We start from the raw sequence: 18,943 nt of genomic DNA on the forward strand, positions 1-18,943 counted from the left end.
TTGCTTCTTAATTTATCGCTTGTGCCAGAGCTTTTGGGACTGTAAGCGCGCGCCTGGACTTTCGGCAATTGCCAGGCTGGGCCACACTGTCAAATCCCAGTATTCCACCGGTTGAATTCCTTTGGGCAAGCGCGTTGAATGGCGCCTCCAGTAACGGGAGTGAGAGATGACCGCCGCGCTATCTATCCAGAATCTGCAAAAGACCTATGAAGGTGGCTTCCAGGCCCTGAAGGGCATCAGCTTTGAGGTGCAGCCAGGGGATTTCTTTGCCTTGCTGGGCCCCAACGGTGCGGGGAAGTCCACCACCATAGGCATTATTTGTTCCCTGGTGCGCAAGAGCGCCGGGAGCATCTCTATTTTTGGGGTTGATATCGATAGTGATTTTCCAGCCGCCAAGCGTCTATTGGGCGTGGTACCGCAGGAATTTAATTTCAGCCAGTTCGAGAAAGTATTCGATATCGTGGCCACCCAGGGCGGCTTTTATGGGATGCCGCGCAAGTTGGCGGAAGAGCGCACTGAAAAGTACCTCAAGCAACTCGGACTTTGGGATAAGCGGGCTACCCAGGCTCGTATGCTGTCCGGCGGTATGAAGCGCCGCCTGATGATCGCGCGGGCCCTGATCCACGAACCCAAATTATTGATTCTCGATGAGCCCACCGCAGGGGTGGATATCGAGCTGCGCCGTTCCATGTGGGCTTTCCTGGAGCAGATTAATGCGCAGGGCACCACTATTATCCTCACTACCCACTATCTGGAGGAGGCAGAAAGCCTGTGTCGCAACATTGCAATCATCGACAAAGGTACGATTGTTGAGAACACCTCAATCAAGTCCTTATTGAAGACCCTCAATCGTGAGACATTTATTCTCGACTGCAGTGAATATCTGGAAAAGGCGCCGGGGCTTTCAGGGTTTGAATGTCATCTGTTGGATAGCCACTCCCTGGAAATCACTGTCGAGAAGGGGCAGTCGCTGACAGAGGTTTTCATTGAGCTTAAAGCCCAAGGCGTTACTGTGACCAGTATGCGTAATCGTGCCAACCGCCTCGAGGAGCTGTTTATTTCCATGTTGTCCGAGGAAAAAATGGAGGGTGTGGACGAGTGAGCAGCAGATTAACCTGGATCTCCTTCAGCACAATTTTCCGGCGGGAAGTGCGTCGCTTTATGCGTATATGGCCGCAGACACTGGTGCCGCCAGTAATCACCATGTCATTGTATTTTGTGATTTTTGGTTCTCTCATTGGGAGCCGAATCGGAGATATGGGGGGTTATCCCTATATGGAATTTGTGGTGCCGGGTCTGATAATGATGTCGGTAATTACCAATTCTTATGCCAATGTTGTGTCCTCTTTTTATAGTGCCAAATTTCAGCGCAGTATTGAGGAGCTTTTGGTATCACCCACTCCCAATTGGGCGGTAATGGCTGGATATGTACTTGGCGGCGTGGCGAGGGGCTTGATTGTCGGCTTGATTGTCACCCTGGTGGCGATGTTTTTTACATCGCTCAGTGTTGAGCATGTTGGCGTTACCATAGCTATCGTTTTCCTGACCGCAGTACTTTTCTCTTTGGCCGGGTTTATTAATGCTATCTACGCCAATAGCTTTGATGCTATTTCTATTATCCCCACCTTTGTATTGACCCCGCTCACATACTTGGGGGGTGTTTTCTACTCTATCGAATTGCTTTCGCCCTTTTGGCAAGGGCTGTCAAAGCTCAACCCGATTCTCTATATGGTGAATTCTTTCCGCTATGGGATACTGGGAGTTTCAGATATCAACGTGGCTTGGGCTTTTATTGGGGTTTTGGTATTTATTGCACTTCTCGCCAGTTGGGGGCTCTACCTGATGAGTCACGGCAAGCGATTGAGGCATTGAGGTTGATTATGAGCAGAGAAGATTGGCAGAACCTCCCGCTGGGTCGGGAAACCACTTACGAATCCACTTATAACCCGCAGTTGCTGCACCCAATCCAGCGTTCCATCTCCCGCGCGCAGCTGGGCCTGTCCGCGGGGGCCCTGCCATTTTTTGGTGAGGATGAATGGTGGGGCTTTGAGCTCTCCTGGCTGAACCCGAAGGGTAAGCCGCAGGTTGCAGTAGCGCGATTTAGCTTCCCTGCGGAAAGCCCCTGTATGGTTGAGTCCAAGTCGTTCAAGCTGTACCTCAACTCCTTTAATCAGAGTAAATTTGAGTCTTGGCGATTGGTTCAAGATACCCTGGCAAAGGACCTGGGCGAAGCTGTTGGAGCTGCGGTTGAGGTGAATCTCCTGGATGTGGAAGATGCTGCCCTGGCGGTAGAAAGACCGCAGGGTTTTTGCCTGGATGACCTGGATATTGCCGTGGAGCAATACCAGCCGGCCCAATCGCTACTCGCTTTGGAAGGAAGTGGGGAAGATGTCAGTGAAACCCTCTACAGCCACCTGTTGCGTAGTAACTGCCCGGTTACTGGCCAGCCGGACTGGGCCACGGTTATGGTGGAGTACAAGGGGCCGGCGCTGAAAAGAGAGGCGCTGCTGGCCTACATTGTTTCTTTCCGTGAGCACCAGGATTTCCATGAGCACTGCGTAGAGCGGATATTCTGCGATCTGCAGCAGTTGGCGGAATTTTCTGAGCTGACGGTATGTGCCCGCTATACACGTCGTGGTGGCCTGGATATTAACCCATTGCGTTCCACACGTATTGAGAAACCGCTGCCGCCGCGTTTCGCCCGCCAATAGTAATTTCTCTAGCTCTTATAGGCCTGGCACTAGCTGGGCCAGCTAAAGGCGCTTTTCTCCTTTTTATTTCCATCAATTGGCCAGCTTTGTAAAGGCTGGTACAGGATCAATACCAGTATTTCAGAGTCTTGAACTACGCTTTCTTGAATAAAACTGTGGGAAATATGCATCAGCTGCTGAAATAGCACTTTTAATTTGAGCAGGCCGGGCCCGAGGGAGATGGAGTCAAGCCTTAGATATGGAAATCAATACACAATCCCCTGCGCTTCCTGCTGTGATTGTGTTTGCCATACAGGCTCTTTTTGCCCAGTCTTCGATTGCGCAGGTATATGTTGAGGCGGATCAGTTACTGCGTGTTATCGAGGATCAGCAGCGTCAGCTGGAAGAGCAGGAGGCACAAATCCAGCGGCAAAAAGCGGCTCTTGATGCCCTGCGCCAGCAGGTGGAGGAGCTGCGGCGCGCAATCCCCCAAGACCCTTCACCCCCTCCTCGCATAAAAAACCATCCTCCCGAAATTTCACCCTCTGAATTGGAAGCGGCGATCGCCGAAGCACCAACAGACTGGCCAGGCTCAATTCAGGTAACTGGGACTGAGCTACGGATCAAGATAGGCGGCTTCGCGGAGCTGGATGCCAACTACGACACTGGTGCAATTGTGAGTCCGGCTGAATTTACTACCAGCGCTATTGTCACCAGTGACAGAACCGCAGCCGAAGGGGAGGATGGGCAGACCAATGTCAGTGTGCAGGTTTCGAGGTTAGAACTCGAGACCAAGATGCCCTGGGGGGGGAGGCAGATCAAGACTGAAACGACAATGGATTTCCTCAGGGATACCACTATTGCCGAGCCAATTTTACAGTTGCGTAAGGCTTATGGTCAGGTCAGCGATATCCTACTTGGTGGTGATTTACTGATCGGCCAGGACTGGTCCACATTCACTAATCTTAATGCCTGGCCAAACACCCTGGATTATGAGGGGCCAAATTCAATGCTGTCCCTGCGGCATCCTATTGTGCGTTGGCATCGCAAATATCACCCAACACTTACTCTGGAAGTTGCTTTGGAGGCGCCCGATGAGCGAGTGTTTGAGGGCGCTGTAGAAGTTTCTCGTTGGCCTGATGCGGTAGTCGCTGTTATCTCCCAGACGGACCGTTTTAATTTTCAAGGCAGTTTTATAGTGCGGGATTTACGTGGCAGTGGGGAACCACAATCCGCTGTTTCAGATACCGGGTGGGGAGTGAATTTGAGCGGTGTTATAGATATGCCTGGGCGCTTAGCTCCGGATTTCATTACATACTCCTTAAGCTTTGGGGCGGGATATGGGGGGCTCCTGAACGATTTTCCTGCAGATGCCTCTTATGATTTTTATGAAAACCGGCTGGAGGCGATTCCAACACTTGCCTGGTACATCGGCTACCAACATTGGTGGAGCCCATGCCTGTATACCGTCGCTACCTACGGATTGGTACAGCAGGATAATTTCGACTTTCAGCCTGGCTTTGCATTCCGGGAAACTCAATACAGCAGTATTAACCTGACATGGACTCCGACACCGCAATGGTTATTTGGTGTGGAGGCTCTCTACGGTACTCGGGAGGATAAGGATGGCGCCTACGGTTCGGTTTGGCGTACCCAATTCACTAGCCGAATTTCTTTTTAAGGGGATGGCCAGTGGTTATTAGAGGAGTTTTACTTCTGGCCTTCCTGTGTGTGTACAGCTGCCATTCTGCGAGAACCATAGTTATTCATAGCTGGCATTCTCCATATATAAGTGCACGCCCTCTGGGGAAAACTTTGGTATTGACCTACACAACGGTACCTCGTCCAATCGTTGGAATTCATGTTGAAGATGTTTGGATTGATGAATTGAGCCGCTACGAGATACAGGCCTACTCCTGGAGTGATTTTGCAACGGGGCACGAGGTCCCATCCATGGAAGAGGTCGCCGAAGTGCTGGCAGCTTATCAATTCGATACGCTGTTAGTAACACAGCTAAGTGAGTTCAAACATTTGAACCGGAATATCTCTAACTCCCAGGTTGCCATAGTGGAAACCCGGCTCTATGAGGGCCCGAGTGAGGAGCTGTATTGGTCATTGAAAACTGAAACCTTTCTGGTGAATTACATTGACGGAGAAATTCGTCGGCCACGGGAGGGGGATGCTCTGGAGTATGTGGAGACGGTTCTTCAGGAAATGATGAAGGATGGTGTTTTCTAGGGTGATAACTCTTCAATCGCCGATTAAATGTAATCGTCCGCCAGAAACTTAGCCCAGCAGGAGAGTACACGAGGTTAAAGAATATTTTAATCAGCTATTCTGGTGAGACAAGTCGCATAATAGTGCCCGGTGAGTACAGGGAGTACTTGGCTTTAAATCGTAGGGTGTCGCGACTGTTTTAGTGTAACCGGTAGCCTGAAATGGGTGCCAGCGAGTCCTTTCGTCGGTAGGCTTTACAATGGATTGGAAAGTTGACACGCCAATGGGGTTTTCTCAGAACTTTATACAGTTTTTTAGGTGGTTTTCTCACTTTTTTCCCCGGCCAGTATTGGCTCTGCCCGTAATTATTTTGTTTTTACTGAATGCCAATCCCACCTTTGCATCCGAAAGCTTCCTGATGCCATTGGGTCCAGTGGCACATGAGCAGAAAACCCATTTCTTCTGGGCTACAGCCCTCACTATGGTGGCTGTGTTGCCCGTTTTTATTTTGGTGCCAATTATTTTATTTAAATACCGACGCAAAAAAGGTACCGGTATTTATACGCCCAAATGGGAGGTCTATGGCCCGCTGGAAGTCGTGATGTGGGGCGTGCCTTTCCTGGTTATTCTGGTGCTCTCGGTCATGCTTTGGCGTGCCACGATTAGCCTGGATCCTTACGAGGAAATTCAAGGAGTGGTACCGCCTGTTAAGGTGGAAGTGGTGGGGCTCGATTGGAAGTGGCTGTTTATTTATCCCCAGCTGGAAATTGCCACGGTGGGGGAGTTAGTTGTCCCGGTACACACACCGGTATCTATGACTCTCACCAGTGATACGGTGATGCAGTCTTTTCTCATTGCAGCGTTGGCGGGACAAATTTATGTCATGCCAGGAATGACGACCAAGTTGAATTTTATTGCCACCAAGCTTGGGAAAACCCAGGGGGAAAACACCCAATTTACCGGGAAAGGTTTTACTGACCAAAAATTTGATGTGTTAATTAAGAATGATGAGGATTTTCAGGCTTGGGTAGCACAAGTTCGCGCCTCAGGTATCCCGTTGAATGAGGATACTTACAATCGCCTGGCGACACGTACCACCCGTGAGGAGGCGCACAAAGAACTGGCCACGGCGCAAATGCCTGCCCAAGCCATTTATTTCACTCTCCCAGATGCCAGTCTCTTCCAGGATATAGTGATGCGCTACCACTCCGGTAAACCCCTCAGTATTGAGGAGCAGCCCGGCACCGAGAAATTTGGACGGGATAAGGAAGTGGAGGGCGCGCAACCATGAATGAATACGGTTGGTTGGGCAAACTAAACTGGGACTCCCTTGTTTTCAGTAAATTAATCACCGATCCCTCGGTGAGCGAATTTGTCGCCAGTACCGCCGGCAGTATCGTGATTATTGCCACTGTCGCAATTCTCGGCTTGCTGACCTGGTTCCGGGTATGGGGCACCCTCTGGTCCGAATGGCTTACCAGTACTGATCACAAAAGAATTGGCATCATGTACATAGTGTTTGCACTGGTAATGATGACCAGGGGGCTGCTGGAAGGAATGGTAATGCGGGCGCAGCAGGCTGCCGCGCCAGATGGTTTTCTCTACGCCGATCACTTTGCCCAGCTATTCAGTACCCACGGCACCATCATGATATTTTTTGTTGCCGTACCTTTTGTGGTTGGGTTGGTTAACTATGCGATGCCATTACAGATTGGTGCACGGGATGTTGCTTTCCCTGTTCTCAATCAAATCAGCCTGGCAGTTACGGTTGCATCTGGAATTTTATTAATGGTTTCCCTGGTGGTAGGGGAATTTTCCACTGGCGGTTGGTCTGCTTATCCACCTTATACCGGAGGGGATTTTAATCCAGGTGTCGGGCCCGATTATTGGATATGGGCCATTGTGTTCTCGGGTGCCGGTACCACCCTCACGGGTATTAATTTCACCGTTACAATCATCAAATGTCGCGCTGCTGGAATGAAATTCTTCCGTATGCCGATGTTTTGCTGGACGGTACTTTGCTCCTCTATTTTGATGATATTTGCCATGCCACCCTTAAGTGTGGCGGCGTTGATGCTGGGTTTCGATAGATACCTGGATTTCCACTTTTTCACCAATGATCTCGGTGGAAATATGATGAACTATGCCAATCTGTTTTGGCTGTTCGGGCACCCGGAAGTTTATTTGTTAGTGCTACCGGCCTACGGCATATTTTCCGAAGTTTTCTCTACCTTTTCTGCAAAGCGCTTGTATGGCTACAAGTCTCTGGTGATCGCCACTATGAGTATTGGTGTGTTGAGCTTTACTGTATGGCTGCATCACTTCTTTACCATGGGTCAGAGCCCCACAATTAATATTGTGTTTGGTATTGCCACCATGTTGATTGCAGTTCCTACCGGAGTGAAGGTCTACGATTGGATGGCGACCATGTACCGGGGACGAATCCGTTTTACCACGCCGATGATTTACTCCATCGGGTTTTTGATTTTATTTGTAATTGGTGGTCTATCCGGTGTGATCCTGGCTAATCCCACCGTGGATTTCCAGGTACACAATACCTTGTTCCTGGTGGCGCACTTCCACAATGTTTTAATTCCGGGCGTGCTGTTTGGGTTGCTCGCCGGATACAACTATTGGTTCCCCAAGGCTTTTGGTTTTCGTCTCAATGACAAGCTTGGGCGCTGGTCGGCATTCCTTTGGGTTCTCGGTTTTATGCTGACGTTTTTCCCACTATATGGTGCTGGCCTGTTGGGAATGCCAAGGCGTTCCTTCAGTTATATGGACCTAACTTTCAAACCCTACATGCTGGTTGCATTTGTTGGAGCCATGGTGGTTTTGTGCGCATTAATCAGCTTGGTGGTGCAATTGGTAGTCAGCCTGAGAGACAGGGATAAAAACCGTGTTCCAGTGGGGGACCCGTGGGATGGCCGGTCTCTGGAGTGGTCAATTCCTGCTCCAGCGCCTTCTTACAACTTTGCCGAACTGCCGAGGGTCACTGATCGGGACGAGTTTACCGAGGCCAAGGAACAGGGGCGCGCTTATCTGGCGCCAAAAGTCTACCGTGATATCGAAGTGCCAAAAAATAATCCGCTGGGTTTTATCCTCTGTGTGTTGAGCGGCATCCTCATGTTTGCGCTGGTTTGGTATATCTGGTGGCTGGCACTGATATCCGCTGTGGCCATTATTGTTGCAGTAATAGCCTCCACTTTCCGTTGGGACAGTGAACGGGTAATCCCAGCAAGCCAGGTGCAGGAAGACACGGAAAAGTGGCTGGAGCAGGTGAAGAAGAGCAGGGCGGTTGGCAGGGATTTGGAAAATACCCCTGCCAATGTTGGGTACGCCAAGTTGGAGCACTAGGCTGACAAATGAACGGAACCCCTTCGACCAGTAACCCCAGTGTAAACCCAGGCCAGGTGCCTGGGGCGATTCACAAAGACCCGGATATGGTGATCTTTGGGTTCTGGGTTTTTATGATGAGCGACCTCATTTTCTTTGGGGTGGTCTTCGCCATCTATATCACCATGATTGGGGCTACCGCAGGTGGTCCTGGACCTAGGGAATTATTCGATTTTGGCAGTTTATTCGCGCAAACCATGTTGCTGCTTACCAGTAGCCTTACCGTGGGCATTGCAACTGTCACCATGAAGCACCAACGCAGCCAGGCGAGCTTTCTGTTCTGGGTGGTGGTAACCCTAATTTTGGGGTTGGGCTTCCTGACATTGGAGCTCTACGATTTCTCGCAAATGGCGGCACAGGGTGGTGTGCCCCAGCGCAGTGGCTATTTATCAGCTTTCTTTGGCCTGGTGCCCTTACACGGCTTACATGTCAGCTTCGGCTGTTTATGGATGCTGGTGTTGATTGTGCAGATATGCAAAGTGGGTATGCTGGATATTATCAAGTTGCGCTTCCTGCGCCTGGCCCTTTTCTGGCACTTTCTGGACTTGATCTGGATCGGGATTTTCTCGGTTGTCTATTTTGGCGGATGGGTATATGGCTAATAAATCCGGTTACGCGGCCCATTTACGTACCTACCTAACCGGTTATGTTCTGTCGGTAGTGCTTACCATTGCGGCATTCTGGGCAGTTTTGGCAGTGGGGCGGGAAAATAAAAGCGTACTTATTTTGGTTGGTTTGCTTGGGGTAGCGCAACTGGCAGTGCAACTTAAGTGCTTCTTGAATGTTACAACACAAAAAGAAGGACGGGACAACCTGGCCTTGGTTCTTTTTTCAACCCTGATTCTGCTGATCATTGTGGTAGGTACTGCATGGATTATGGGGAACCTGGCTGTGCGTATGCATACCACTATGTAAAGCTAATTGGCAGAAACCGGGCGAGCTAGATAATGACCTTGCTTTTGAGGCTTGAGGTGGCTTTCTCCAGGGATTGCAGCACCTTGCCCTTGTCATAATTACGTATCTTATCCAGATCCAGGTGCATAGAGAAACCCGGGGCGTGTTCTTCCAGGTAGCTTTGTTGACCACCGAGGTTTTTACGCAGGTCTGTCACCTGGTAAACCTTAACCGGGGTGCTGATGCCTTTAACAGTGATATGGCCTTTATCGCGGCACATAACTGTGTGCTTGATCATTGCCCAGGTCTCATGGCTGATCAGGATTTCCCCTGGCTGGGCCGCACCCTCAAGGCGTGAAGCCAAGTTCACATGGGTGCCCATTACGGTATAGGACTGGTAGTTGGCTGTGCCAAAGATTCCAACAGTACAGTAACCTGTATTAATTCCCATTCGCACTTGCAAGGGGCGGGAGATCCCCTTGTTGTACCACTCCTGCTTCATCTCACGAACCCGCTTGCGCATGGCCAAGGCCATAGCGACACAGCGCAGAGCATCAGATTTGGGGCCCTTGCTTTCATCATCCCCAAATACCACCATAACCGCATCACCGATAAATTTATCGATGGTGCCGCCGTATTGGCCGGCGATACGTGCCATTTCTGAAAGGTAGTTATTGAGCAATAGAGTAAAGGTTTCAGCCTCCAGCTCCTCGGTAAGCTGGCTGAAATCCTTGATGTCTGAAAAGAAAACTGTCAACAGCTTACGCTGTGTAGTCAGGGCCTCTTCATCACCAGTAGTAATAGAACGCCATAGGCGCTGCGGCAGATATTTGGAGAGTTTATAGGAGCGTACCTTACTTACACGTTGCTCGGTGGTGAGGGCATGATTGGCCTCCTTGAGCTGGCTGATTTGTCGGTGGGTAAAAAATGCATAGGCACATAGATAGGCGAGGATGCCTATTAAACTCACGGTGCTAATAGTGAGGTCGGCATTAATCAACAGTGCCGGTCTGTGTATCAGGTAGCCAACTACAACACCGACGAGAAGGCCAGTGTTGTGTTCAAACCACTTTCTGCCACCGCCCTGAGTCAGGGCATTGAGCTGCACCACAGTGACAAACAGCAATGATGGCAACATGCTGAAATTGGCTAATGCGATAGTGATACCAACAAATATGGTATCGATAAAGGATAGACAGCGCCGGGTTTTATAGGCTTTTTTATCGCGGGACTTATAAAGCAGGAATTGGGCAAAGCCGCAATAAGCGAGTAGTAATACTGCTATGCCAATTGTAATCAGCTTGTCCAGTTGCCATGGAGAAGACCAATCGACAGTATTTGCCAGGGTGCCCGTAGCCGCAAAACAAATTAAGGTGCGGAAATAGGTAGAGTAATGGGGGCTAATGCCCCGCTCTGTGTTCCCCTCAAGCTTGTCCTGCATCTGTGGTTATCTTTTTGTCCGTTTAGCGGAATTATACATATAGCGAGCGGCCCGTAACCGGTTTCAATATCCCTGGCTTTTACTCGCAGTGCATCGATTTACTGGGCGAAGTGTACTCCTCCAAAAGCCAGATTGCTAAAAAACCGATATTTATACTGGGTTTTAATACGGGGCGCACGTATGCGCTACGTAGGCTGGTTAGGGTACACTCCGCGCTCAGACTTCAACTGGAGAAAACGATGGATGCCCTGACCGCCTTGCATAACAGAGTCTCAACGGGAAAGCTTATTGAGCCAGCTCCCAATGAACAGCAGCGCCAGAACATCTTTCGCGCCGCCCTTCGCGCGGCGGACCACGCCTGTTTGCGCCCCTGGCGCTTCCTGCTAATAGAGGGCCAGGAGCGTAATCGATTGGGGGAGCTATTCCTGCAGGCGGCTGAACAAGCTGAAGGCGCTCCACTAGTGGAAGCCCAGCGCCAGCGTACATTGGCTATGCCGCTGCGAGCGCCTTTGATCATTGTGGCTATCACCCGTCTACAGGAGCATCCCAAGGTACCTCACATGGAGCAGCATATGTCTACTGCCGGCGCCGTACAGGCTATGCTCACCGCTGCCTTCGCAGAGGGTGTTGGCGCCTACTGGCGTACTGGCCCCCTGGCCAGAAACCCGGTGGTTGCTGAGGGGCTCGGCCTTGCGGAAAATGAGCGTATAGATGGTTTTATTTACTGTGGGACCCCGGATAAAGCTCCCCGCCAGGCACCGGATTTACAGGTGGATACATATTTTTCCCAATGGAATGCACAATAGTACTTGCACATCAGGAAACATTTGGGTAAAGTGCGCGCTCTCTCGACGACACAGCAGCTATCTTCCTGATTTTCTTGAAGATTTCGCTAAAGAGAGATCCCCGCTGAAAGGCGGATTGCCCTCCCAGAGGGTGACAATTTGGTGAGGTGTCCGAGTGGTCGAAGGAGCACGCCTGGAAAGTGTGTATGTCGAAAGGCATCGAGGGTTCGAATCCCTCCCTCACCGCCATCTACTAAAAGCCCGGTTTATGCCGGGCTTTTTTATTTCTGTGTACTGCTTAACTCTCCGTTATCTTTTCGGCAATTATTATGCTGACTGTATAGATATTCGTTTGTCAGATGGGCCTCAACTATTTAAAGCGGCACTATCTAGTTAATTCTCTATTCAAGCTTTTATTTTCTGGCTGCCCCAACCGATAGCGCCAGGACCTATTGGGTGCTGCTATGGAGAGATATCTTTTCATTGGCTACCCGGTAATGCTGCTGTGCTCATAGCCGGTGAATCGTTCGATCTAAGGTGAGCGTAAATACAACTTGGTATGTTCATGCGGTTTAAACGCTTCTATGGGTTGCCCCTTATTGTGGCTCTTCTTGTCTGTTGGCATTTCCTCTACTGACAAAGTTGCGCGGGTTTGGTTAGCTCAATTGAATGGATTGCAGTTGCGAATTTAACTTGCTGCCTTTGCTTTGAGTCACAGCGGCGCCTTTTATCTTTTCAGTGTTTATCTCGCTCGCATCTGCATCATGTATTTTTACTGACTTGGTTTGCTTTTTAGAAAATTATTACCTGGTGAGTAAAGGCGTCATGTTCATAAATATTTCCTACTTCTTGTTTTTATCTTCTTTAGTATGGAATTACCCCGTATTTGTTAGCTGTTCTAGTGCAACAGCCCGGACAAGATTGGCTTAACTAAAGCGGCTTCGTCAGAGTCGATTTAGTTAAGTTGCACGGCCAACGCGACCTGTCGATAATTCAATCCAATACCGTCCGCCACATACTTTCTCTTGACGGTAGGCAGAGTAATATCGAGTCCAGCACCACCGTTTGTGGGCTGTCTTGGGCTGTCTTAGGCGAGCTGATAACCACGCTGGGCAAGCATAAGCCGGAAATCTCCGATAACCGCAACGGTATAAAAGTGCCGCTATATGAAGGCAGGAGTGAGGCTCGTTGAGATTATCCCGAGCGCGCTAGGGTAGGGTGATCTGTTCACGCCAGGTCAATCGGCAAGGGCCAGGGAGACTATGCAAGCCAGTGATAGCATCAACTGCAAGTTTGGTCGGGGCACTCCTTTCCTGGGGGCTGAAGGCATCCAGAAGAAATGAAAGATGCGGCAGGCTTATACATCGCCTGCCTATACCACTTGGTGGTGGGACTTGCTTCAGGTGATGGCTTGAGTTGTTACCGGAAGCAGCGCTTTAGGAGTTTTATGCCAAGAGCAGTGGCAGTTATTTGGGGAGGGCTGCCATTGCTGCTAAGGTTTTTTAACTAGATGTTTACGTAGACTGCGTTGATTTTTATCCAGGAGCTTTGACAACCTTCAACATTCAGCCTTACTTCTTTCTCCGCTATAGCGGCGGATAGCAGTGTAGATTTCAAGATTGGGTCATCGTCGCTACTTATGCCTGCGTAGCCATTATTTGTTGGGCATTCAGCTTTTGCTTCGTCGCTAAACCCTTCTTTCAATTTAAGTGCAACGGCTCCATTAGCGGTTGAATAGTAGGAGCTGATAGTTCCAATTGTTTGTGCGGAATGTGCTGGGATTGATGCCAGCATTATAAGCAGCGAGGTTAGCAGCGTAGGCTTTTTCATAGGTTTCCTAATTAATTAAGTGTCCAAATCTTATGCTTGCGTAATAGTAATCACTATCCACTTCAAGGCAATCTGGCAGCGCACTTTGCCGTATGAACTGCATTATTTCAATTAGAGTTTGAATGAGCAGAACTCCATTCTCAATTGGTGATCTGGAGGTAACTGTGAAGCTGTTGAGAAAGGCTAGGTCGGGATGATCTAGTCACGCCAGATCAATCTGCAAAGCCAAGTGAGACTATTGATAGTATCAACCACAAGTTTGGCCGGGGGACTCTGTTTCTCGGGGCTGAAGGTAACTAGAAGAAATGGAAGATGCGGCAGGCTTATACGTCGCCTGCCTACACCACTAAATGGGGTGATTTGCCTAAAGTGACAACTTAATCTGATTGTACTAATTAGATTCCGATAGATTTCATACTTTGCAAAGCCCTTAGTATGTTAAAATGAGTGCATTTGTATAAATATACAGCAGGGATTGGCGCTCCAAAAAATGTCTAAGATTTGCTCTAAATTATTGATCTATATAGAGCAAAAATGAGTAATAAAGGGTAGTTTTCTTAGACAGAGATTCCCCGGAAAGCTAGCAATCACAAGAGTTAGAGGGCTGTTTTAGTCAATACTGCTGCAGTATATGAGTGCCTTTATGAAACCCTCTTACTACCAGGCTGAGGTTACTTAAGTTGCCTAGTCGACCATAAGTAATTATCGTTTTCAAAGAGGACGCCGCTCCGACCGGCGGCTTCTATAAAATTCTCAAGTACTATCCAGTATTTGTTCCTTGTTGCGAAATGCCTTCTTCTCTCCTGTCGCGGGAAATTGATCGGAACCCATAAGCAGTAAGCTCCCCTCGCTTTGTGCGGTGTAATGCTAGTGGCATTTCCATCTTGGATAATTGAGTGCTTTATTGACTCAACTCCAGGGGGCAACCAAAATACCTGCCTAGTAGTAATTTGCCGCAGTTTAGTTTTATGCGACTTAAGTCTTTGTTATTGATTTCCTTGCTCTCAGTAAGCGGATGTTATGAGGTTGCGCCTCAGTCTTACAATCGTAGTGAGTGGTTGCCTGGTTGGGCTGATGTGGATGGAGATTGCCAGAATACTCGCCAAGAGCTTTTGATAAGGCTTTCATTGGCTCCGGTAGTTTTTAGCAATGAAAAAGGTTGTACAGTGGTGTCCGGTTTATGGATAGACCCATATACAGGGCAGTTTTTTGAAAAGGCATCGGACTTGGATGTAGAGCATATAGTACCGCTTTCCTGGGCCCATAAACATGGTGGCTCCACTTGGAGTCGAGAGCAGCGTAGGGCATTTGCCGAAGATCCAGCTAATCTTTGGCTGGTGGATGATGGCCACAATCAACGTAAGGGTGGTAAGGGGCCGACTGAGTGGTTACCTCCATATCAGCCAGCCCGAAGCGTATATAGGCGGCAGTTCATGGCTATCGCCAGGAAGTATGGGCTCGATCAGTGAAGTAAATAGTAAGATGTCCCTTCACTTGGCAATTTATATTGACTTTTGAAGGGGCAATTTTTGATTGAGTTCTGCTTATTCTAAATTATTGCTTACCCTTTTATAGGGAATCTCTCTTTTTGAATTTTTTTGTTTTATATTCTCTCGTCTGATTAATATGTCTAGGTATTCTGTGCCTCGCAGCCAGATTGATTAATTAAAAGCGCACTGGTCATAGTTGTTTAAGATCTTGGGACCGTGATTCTAAATATCTTGGCATAACTATCTACTTGTACCGCAATACTACTGCGCTTCGTTGCCTTGGGTTATAAGTTCTGCGACTACTTGACCTTGTGGTAAGTTGGGGTGTTGTCAAGAACGTGTCTATAGGTTGCATAATTAAAGTGCTTCTTATGGGGTGAGAGCCTTTTAGGTAGGGAAGTAATTTCCTGGTTTAGTGGAAGAATAAAGGATAACAGTATGGACAGGGTTGCCGGAGTTTCATCAATATGTATGGGGCTAATCTATATTGCCGCTTTTTTATTTTTTGGATTTTTTTGGGCCTTTCCATCGGGTGGAAGTCCTACAGAAAAGATGGCATTTCTGGCAGAAAATCAACTGCTATTTAGTAGTGTTTATATATTAATGTATCTGGTGTTTGCTGTCTTTTTGGGGTGTTTGGTGGTTTGCCTTTATGAAAAGCTCAGGAATAGAGGCAGGAGGATCACAGCTCTAGCTTCCTTATTTGGGACAATCTGGGTTGGTCTTTTGATTGCTAGCGGTATGATTGCGAATATTGGGCTTGCTTATGCCTTGGGGCTCTCCGAAGTCAATGTAGAAAAAGCTTTTGAAGCTTGGGGTGTTATATACCTGTTGGTTGAGAGCCTTGGTGGAGGGAATGAGTTGGTTGGTGGGCTTTGGGTCTTGCTGATTAGCGTGGTTGCGTTGCAAGCAAGGGTTTTCTCCCGCCCATTAAATTACCTTGGAGTGATAGTAGGAGCCGCTGGAATTGCGACCGTTTACCCTGCTGATATTCTCACGGAAATTTTTGGTGTCACTCAAATAGGCTGGTTTATCTGGATGGGTATTTCTTTATTAGGGAAGAGCAGTAATAGGCAGACTTGGGAAGCTGCTAACGCTGTTAATGGTGCTACGGAATAGTTTCGTGCTGACTAATTATTCTTCAGTGTAGAGAAGACAAGTATTTTGTTGTGGTTATTATCGCCTCCACTTCCTAATGTTTGCCTTCATTGGCCCCCTCTTGGCATTATCAGTGGGATGACTTTGTCTGTTCCACTGGTCTTGCTTACTTTACTTTCTGCTGGAGGGTTAAAACTGGAGCTTCTGGCTTCACAAGAAGTGATATCAACGGCTGCTTAGCATTTTTTTGGATCTCGCGCCAAAAAATGAAAAATGCGTCTATTCTTTCAATGGGCCAGACAGTCTTTAAAGAGGTGTCCTGGCTAGAGTTTCCGCTGTAAAAGGTGTGGTGTAGAGACGGGCTTTACCAGTTGCCCATTGCTTTCAGTGTTTTTAGGCATGAATAGCTAGTCTCAACCTGCCAGCTCCTGGGAAGCGAGCGGATAGCACATTACCTGCAATTGATTTACAGGGTGATAGCCCTGGAAACTTTGGAGATCTTATTGTGAAAAGCAAGCAGTACATCCTTCCTTTGGTAATTGCCAGTCTTGCTGCTTCTGCTGCCCTTGCGGATTCTCATCCCAAGAAGCCGGCGAAGGACTGGACTTGTGCAGATTTCCTGGCCATTGATGATGAGTTTAAGCCTAAAGCAGTCTATTGGGCTGCGGCTTATTCAAAGCGCGGTAAGGAAGAGGGTGATATGTTGGATATCGAGGGCACCGAAAAGGTGACACCAATGATTATCACCGCCTGTGCCAACGCGCCAAAAGAGTCCTTCTGGGCCAAGTTTAAGGATGAGTGGCACAAGATGGGGCGCCACCACGGTAAGGACAAGGCGAAGCAAATGATGAACATGCAGGGTGGCGGCAATAACATGGGTACCGATGGCAATAACAGTGGTACCAACGGCAGCAACAATATGCAGAAGCAAAAACAGAAGCAGTAGCCCACTGCGTTGGATGATACCCGGCTTCGGCCGGGTTTCGTCTATTCTGGTCTTGAAGCTTACCTTTGGCGGGGTATAGGCTATTGGTAAGTTTTCAAACCGGCTAGAGTTGGAGCTGCGATCATCGCCGGGTAATCAAGTAGTCAAATGGAGTTGTGCTATGGGGAAGTCTGTTAGGGATGGTGTGAAGCGTGGACGGAACATTAATCGTTCTGCCAGGCTGTTTTGGGGTGCGGTGCTACTGGCGGGCCTCTTCATGGCGCTGTTTATGCACTCAGCCAAGGCGTTCCCTCTGTAGTGCTTTTCTATAGCATAAGGGGGATAGAGATGGCGCCCCCGGGTGGACTCGAACCACCAGTCCGGACTTAGGAGGTCCGTGGTTTATCCTGTTAACCGACGGGGGCAGGCACTTTAACCGAACTTTGTATCTGGCTATGGGTGCGAAGGGCGGCCATTCTATCCGGTATGCCGGCAAATGTCATGTCATCCTGCACCCTCAACGTCTATCTGCTTAGTTTCATTATTCGCCGATACTCGCGAGTAGACCTGTCACTCTAGGTAACAGGCAGAAGCTCTAGTTACCGCATTACCCGCTGTTTCCTATCTGTGCGGTTTTCGAAATTTTTTCATAATTATTTGCTGTGCCATCGTTGGTTTTGTGTTTGAAAAACGCAATTTGGCGGACATTTTTGCGTGCTGAAAAGCGGAATCTGATTGAAGTCAATTTGTCATTGTTTAGGTGTAAATTTTTGCTTGACCATGATTGTTTAGCATCGCTAATCTGCAGTGGCACCCAAGGTGCAATAAGGATATTTCTGCTTTCGCGAATCAAGATTATGGAGTTTCGTATGAGCGGTAACGTTAACGAAAAGTACATGGATTTTGACAGTGTGGATATTCCACAAATTGCTAATGAAGTACTAAAGCAGGCTACTTCCCAGCCGCCGCGTGACGCGCGCAGGATGGTGGAGGATAAACTGGAGGAGATACGCTTGAGGCGGGAGTTAATGGATTATGATTTTGAAAACTAAATACTCAAAAGGGATTTAAGTTACCAATTATTTTAGGGTTGTACGGGGTTGCCACTAGAGCCCCGTACAATTTGAGAACTAATTACATTCATTTATTTACTGCTTTATTCATTGCTAATAAATTTCCCACGGATTAATTTCCATTGAAATTAGCTGATAACTAGTTGATGGGAAAATCTATCAATAACGCCCCAATTATCGCTGATGCAATTAAATGCTGACGTCCAGCGCTCAGAATTTCTCTATTACTACGTAGAGTTTTGCCGCTAATGACTTTGTAACTAAGTAGTGGTTCTCTATGCGCTTTTAAGCAGGAATGAGCGCTCTATAAGGAATTGCAAGCAAAGGCGGCCCAGGAGCCGCACCTTTGGCATTTAACTACATTTGTGTAGCTGTTCCTTCATCCCCTTTACTTTGCTTGCCGCCAAACCAGCCCAACAGTTGCTTTAGCTTATGGGATAACTTGCCGCGCTTGGCTTTACGCTCTTTGTCAGCAGCACTTACCAGCCAGGCTACCTGGATAACCATTCGCTGCCCCTCAAAAGGCAAATGGCCGTGGAACGAATTATCCGCGCGCTTAAAGGCAGCAAGGGTGCCGTAGACAGGAGAGACTTCAGGCGCAACAGTATCTTCGAAGTCATCTATGCGCTTAAGGAAACGTAGGCAGCCGTTGCCATCCACGGTCCACTCAGGGTTGAGGTAGAGCAGGGCGGTAGCGATTTTGGACTTACCGTCGGTATGAATCCTGCCGTGTCGCTTTTTCAAGGTGCGGCTGATGGAGACATAAGTTGGGTATTGGGAGAGCTGTTCAATGCCCAGGTTGTCACCGATGGCATTGGCAAATTCCGGATCGGTAAACTGGGTGATCAAGGTATTAATGGAAGTCCCGCATTCCTCCTTTTCATGGGGGAGGTAGCCAGCGCCTTTAAGGCGCGGAAAGTCTTCAATAAATGAAGACATCATGTTTTCGTTCAAAACTTTCTGGGCTACAAAGAATGGGAAGGGCTGGCGGTTAATCAGGATATCTTCGCCGGTCAAGTCACTGGCATTGAGCCAGCGGCTGGCTTCAGCAGCAGGGCTAGTCATTATTGTGCATCCTTACAAACTGGTCCGGTGTAGCCACCG

At 48.6% G+C, this 18,943-nt stretch carries 18 protein-coding genes, 2 tRNA genes and 2 pseudogenes; 18 read left to right on the forward strand and 4 right to left on the reverse strand.

Features of this window, described 5'->3' with window-relative positions; all coding sequences use genetic code 11:
* Positions 1-166 precede the first annotated feature (166 nt).
* From G367_RS0118875 to cyoD, 9 genes are all read left to right on the forward strand, one after another.
* Positions 167-1,102, forward strand: coding sequence for an ABC transporter ATP-binding protein (locus G367_RS0118875; protein ID WP_020414724.1), 936 nt, complete (start codon positions 167-169; stop codon positions 1,100-1,102).
* Complete coding sequence (locus G367_RS0118880) at positions 1,099-1,872, forward strand: ABC transporter permease (RefSeq protein ID WP_020414725.1); 774 nt, start codon at positions 1,099-1,101, stop codon at positions 1,870-1,872. The genes G367_RS0118875 and G367_RS0118880 overlap by 4 nt, the downstream gene beginning before the upstream one ends.
* 8 nt (positions 1,873-1,880) lie before the next feature.
* Complete coding sequence (gene queF, locus G367_RS0118885) at positions 1,881-2,711, forward strand: NADPH-dependent 7-cyano-7-deazaguanine reductase QueF (protein ID WP_020414726.1); 831 nt, start codon at positions 1,881-1,883, stop codon at positions 2,709-2,711.
* Between the two features lie 238 nt (positions 2,712-2,949).
* Complete coding sequence (locus tag G367_RS0118895) at positions 2,950-4,371, forward strand: DcaP family trimeric outer membrane transporter (RefSeq protein WP_020414728.1); 1,422 nt, start codon at positions 2,950-2,952, stop codon at positions 4,369-4,371.
* Positions 4,372-4,511: 140 nt separating this feature from the next.
* Entirely contained in the window at positions 4,512-4,928 is a 417-nt protein-coding gene (locus G367_RS0118900) for a hypothetical protein (protein WP_157533671.1), read from the forward strand.
* 238 nt (positions 4,929-5,166) lie between these two features.
* Positions 5,167-6,198 carry a cytochrome ubiquinol oxidase subunit II gene (locus G367_RS0118905; RefSeq protein WP_211214959.1) on the forward strand — a complete coding sequence of 344 codons (1,032 nt, stop codon included), beginning with the start codon at positions 5,167-5,169 and terminating at the stop codon, positions 6,196-6,198.
* The gene (locus G367_RS24315; RefSeq protein ID WP_020414731.1) at positions 6,195-8,264 is read left to right on the forward strand and encodes a cbb3-type cytochrome c oxidase subunit I; all 2,070 of its coding nucleotides are present in this window, start codon (positions 6,195-6,197) and stop codon (positions 8,262-8,264) included. The genes G367_RS0118905 and G367_RS24315 overlap by 4 nt, the downstream gene beginning before the upstream one ends.
* Positions 8,265-8,272: 8 nt before the next feature.
* Positions 8,273-8,905 (forward strand): cytochrome c oxidase subunit 3, encoded by a 633-nt coding sequence (locus tag G367_RS0118915; RefSeq protein ID WP_020414732.1) that lies wholly within the window; start codon positions 8,273-8,275, stop codon positions 8,903-8,905.
* Positions 8,898-9,218, forward strand: coding sequence for a cytochrome o ubiquinol oxidase subunit IV (gene cyoD, locus G367_RS0118920; RefSeq protein ID WP_020414733.1), 321 nt, complete (start codon positions 8,898-8,900; stop codon positions 9,216-9,218). The genes G367_RS0118915 and cyoD overlap by 8 nt, the downstream gene beginning before the upstream one ends.
* A 25-nt stretch (positions 9,219-9,243) precedes the next feature.
* On the opposite strand, the gene G367_RS0118925 is transcribed toward cyoD, so the two are convergent.
* Complete coding sequence (locus tag G367_RS0118925; protein ID WP_020414734.1) at positions 9,244-10,638, reverse strand: adenylate/guanylate cyclase domain-containing protein; 1,395 nt, start codon at positions 10,636-10,638, stop codon at positions 9,244-9,246.
* A gap of 239 nt (positions 10,639-10,877) precedes the next feature.
* On the opposite strand from G367_RS0118925, the gene G367_RS0118930 reads away from it, so the two are divergent.
* The 3 genes and pseudogenes from G367_RS0118930 (at position 10,878) to G367_RS27015 (ending at position 12,838) form a co-directional block, all read left to right on the forward strand.
* Positions 10,878-11,444, forward strand: coding sequence for a nitroreductase family protein (locus G367_RS0118930; protein ID WP_020414735.1), 567 nt, complete (start codon positions 10,878-10,880; stop codon positions 11,442-11,444).
* 140 nt (positions 11,445-11,584) lie between these two features.
* Positions 11,585-11,672: transfer RNA gene (locus G367_RS0118935), tRNA-Ser, on the forward strand.
* Between the two features lie 1,013 nt (positions 11,673-12,685).
* A pseudogene (locus G367_RS27015) lies at positions 12,686-12,838 on the forward strand (DUF4113 domain-containing protein).
* 91 nt (positions 12,839-12,929) lie between these two features.
* Here G367_RS27015 and G367_RS0118950 read toward each other — a convergent pair.
* Entirely contained in the window at positions 12,930-13,253 is a 324-nt protein-coding gene (locus G367_RS0118950) for a hypothetical protein (protein ID WP_020414736.1), read from the reverse strand.
* A 237-nt stretch (positions 13,254-13,490) separates the two neighbouring features.
* Here G367_RS0118950 and G367_RS25770 point away from each other — a divergent pair.
* The 5 genes and pseudogenes from G367_RS25770 to G367_RS26245 all read left to right on the forward strand — a co-directional run bounded on the left by G367_RS25770 (position 13,491) and on the right by G367_RS26245 (position 17,085).
* Positions 13,491-13,634: pseudogene (locus G367_RS25770) on the forward strand (DUF4113 domain-containing protein).
* 587 nt (positions 13,635-14,221) lie between these two features.
* On the forward strand, positions 14,222-14,722 hold the full coding sequence (locus G367_RS26655) for a GmrSD restriction endonuclease domain-containing protein (protein WP_020414737.1): 501 nt from the start codon (positions 14,222-14,224) through the stop codon (positions 14,720-14,722).
* A gap of 459 nt (positions 14,723-15,181) precedes the next feature.
* Positions 15,182-15,862 (forward strand): DUF4386 family protein, encoded by a 681-nt coding sequence (locus G367_RS0118960; protein WP_026305257.1) that lies wholly within the window; start codon positions 15,182-15,184, stop codon positions 15,860-15,862.
* 484 nt (positions 15,863-16,346) lie between these two features.
* Positions 16,347-16,787 (forward strand): acid-activated periplasmic chaperone HdeA, encoded by a 441-nt coding sequence (hdeA, locus tag G367_RS24325; RefSeq protein WP_020414739.1) that lies wholly within the window; start codon positions 16,347-16,349, stop codon positions 16,785-16,787.
* Positions 16,788-16,947: 160 nt separating this feature from the next.
* Positions 16,948-17,085, forward strand: coding sequence for a hypothetical protein (locus G367_RS26245; RefSeq protein WP_020414740.1), 138 nt, complete (start codon positions 16,948-16,950; stop codon positions 17,083-17,085).
* Between the two features lie 30 nt (positions 17,086-17,115).
* On the opposite strand, the gene G367_RS0118975 is transcribed toward G367_RS26245, so the two are convergent.
* Positions 17,116-17,191 (reverse strand) — tRNA-Arg (locus G367_RS0118975).
* Positions 17,192-17,635: 444 nt separating this feature from the next.
* Here G367_RS0118975 and G367_RS0118985 point away from each other — a divergent pair.
* Positions 17,636-17,818 carry a PA3496 family putative envelope integrity protein gene (locus tag G367_RS0118985; RefSeq protein WP_020414742.1) on the forward strand — a complete coding sequence of 61 codons (183 nt, stop codon included), beginning with the start codon at positions 17,636-17,638 and terminating at the stop codon, positions 17,816-17,818.
* Positions 17,819-18,196: 378 nt separating this feature from the next.
* Here G367_RS0118985 and G367_RS0118990 read toward each other — a convergent pair whose 3' ends face one another.
* A complete protein-coding gene (locus G367_RS0118990) occupies positions 18,197-18,904 on the reverse strand; it encodes a 2OG-Fe(II) oxygenase (protein ID WP_020414743.1) in 708 nt (235 codons plus the stop codon).
* Positions 18,905-18,943 lie beyond the last annotated feature (39 nt).

Origin of the sequence: Microbulbifer variabilis ATCC 700307 (assembly GCF_000380565.1) — a bacterium.
Taxonomy (GTDB): domain Bacteria; phylum Pseudomonadota; class Gammaproteobacteria; order Pseudomonadales; family Cellvibrionaceae; genus Microbulbifer; species Microbulbifer variabilis.

Coding starts and splice junctions, on each gene's coding strand:
- G367_RS0118950 (WP_020414736.1), bottom strand. CDS start 13,253: ATGAAAAAGCCTACGCTGCTAACCTCGCTGCTTATAATGCTGGCATCA.
- queF (WP_020414726.1), top strand. CDS start 1,881: ATGAGCAGAGAAGATTGGCAGAACCTCCCGCTGGGTCGGGAAACCACT.
- G367_RS0118875 (WP_020414724.1), top strand. CDS start 167: ATGACCGCCGCGCTATCTATCCAGAATCTGCAAAAGACCTATGAAGGT.
- G367_RS26655 (WP_020414737.1), top strand. CDS start 14,222: ATGCGACTTAAGTCTTTGTTATTGATTTCCTTGCTCTCAGTAAGCGGA.
- G367_RS0118925 (WP_020414734.1), bottom strand. CDS start 10,638: ATGCAGGACAAGCTTGAGGGGAACACAGAGCGGGGCATTAGCCCCCAT.
- G367_RS0118895 (WP_020414728.1), top strand. CDS start 2,950: ATGGAAATCAATACACAATCCCCTGCGCTTCCTGCTGTGATTGTGTTT.
- G367_RS0118985 (WP_020414742.1), top strand. CDS start 17,636: ATGAGCGGTAACGTTAACGAAAAGTACATGGATTTTGACAGTGTGGAT.
- cyoD (WP_020414733.1), top strand. CDS start 8,898: ATGGCTAATAAATCCGGTTACGCGGCCCATTTACGTACCTACCTAACC.
- G367_RS24315 (WP_020414731.1), top strand. CDS start 6,195: ATGAATGAATACGGTTGGTTGGGCAAACTAAACTGGGACTCCCTTGTT.
- G367_RS26245 (WP_020414740.1), top strand. CDS start 16,948: ATGGGGAAGTCTGTTAGGGATGGTGTGAAGCGTGGACGGAACATTAAT.
- G367_RS0118915 (WP_020414732.1), top strand. CDS start 8,273: ATGAACGGAACCCCTTCGACCAGTAACCCCAGTGTAAACCCAGGCCAG.
- G367_RS0118930 (WP_020414735.1), top strand. CDS start 10,878: ATGGATGCCCTGACCGCCTTGCATAACAGAGTCTCAACGGGAAAGCTT.
- G367_RS0118990 (WP_020414743.1), bottom strand. CDS start 18,904: ATGACTAGCCCTGCTGCTGAAGCCAGCCGCTGGCTCAATGCCAGTGAC.
- G367_RS0118905 (WP_211214959.1), top strand. CDS start 5,167: ATGGATTGGAAAGTTGACACGCCAATGGGGTTTTCTCAGAACTTTATA.
- G367_RS0118960 (WP_026305257.1), top strand. CDS start 15,182: ATGGACAGGGTTGCCGGAGTTTCATCAATATGTATGGGGCTAATCTAT.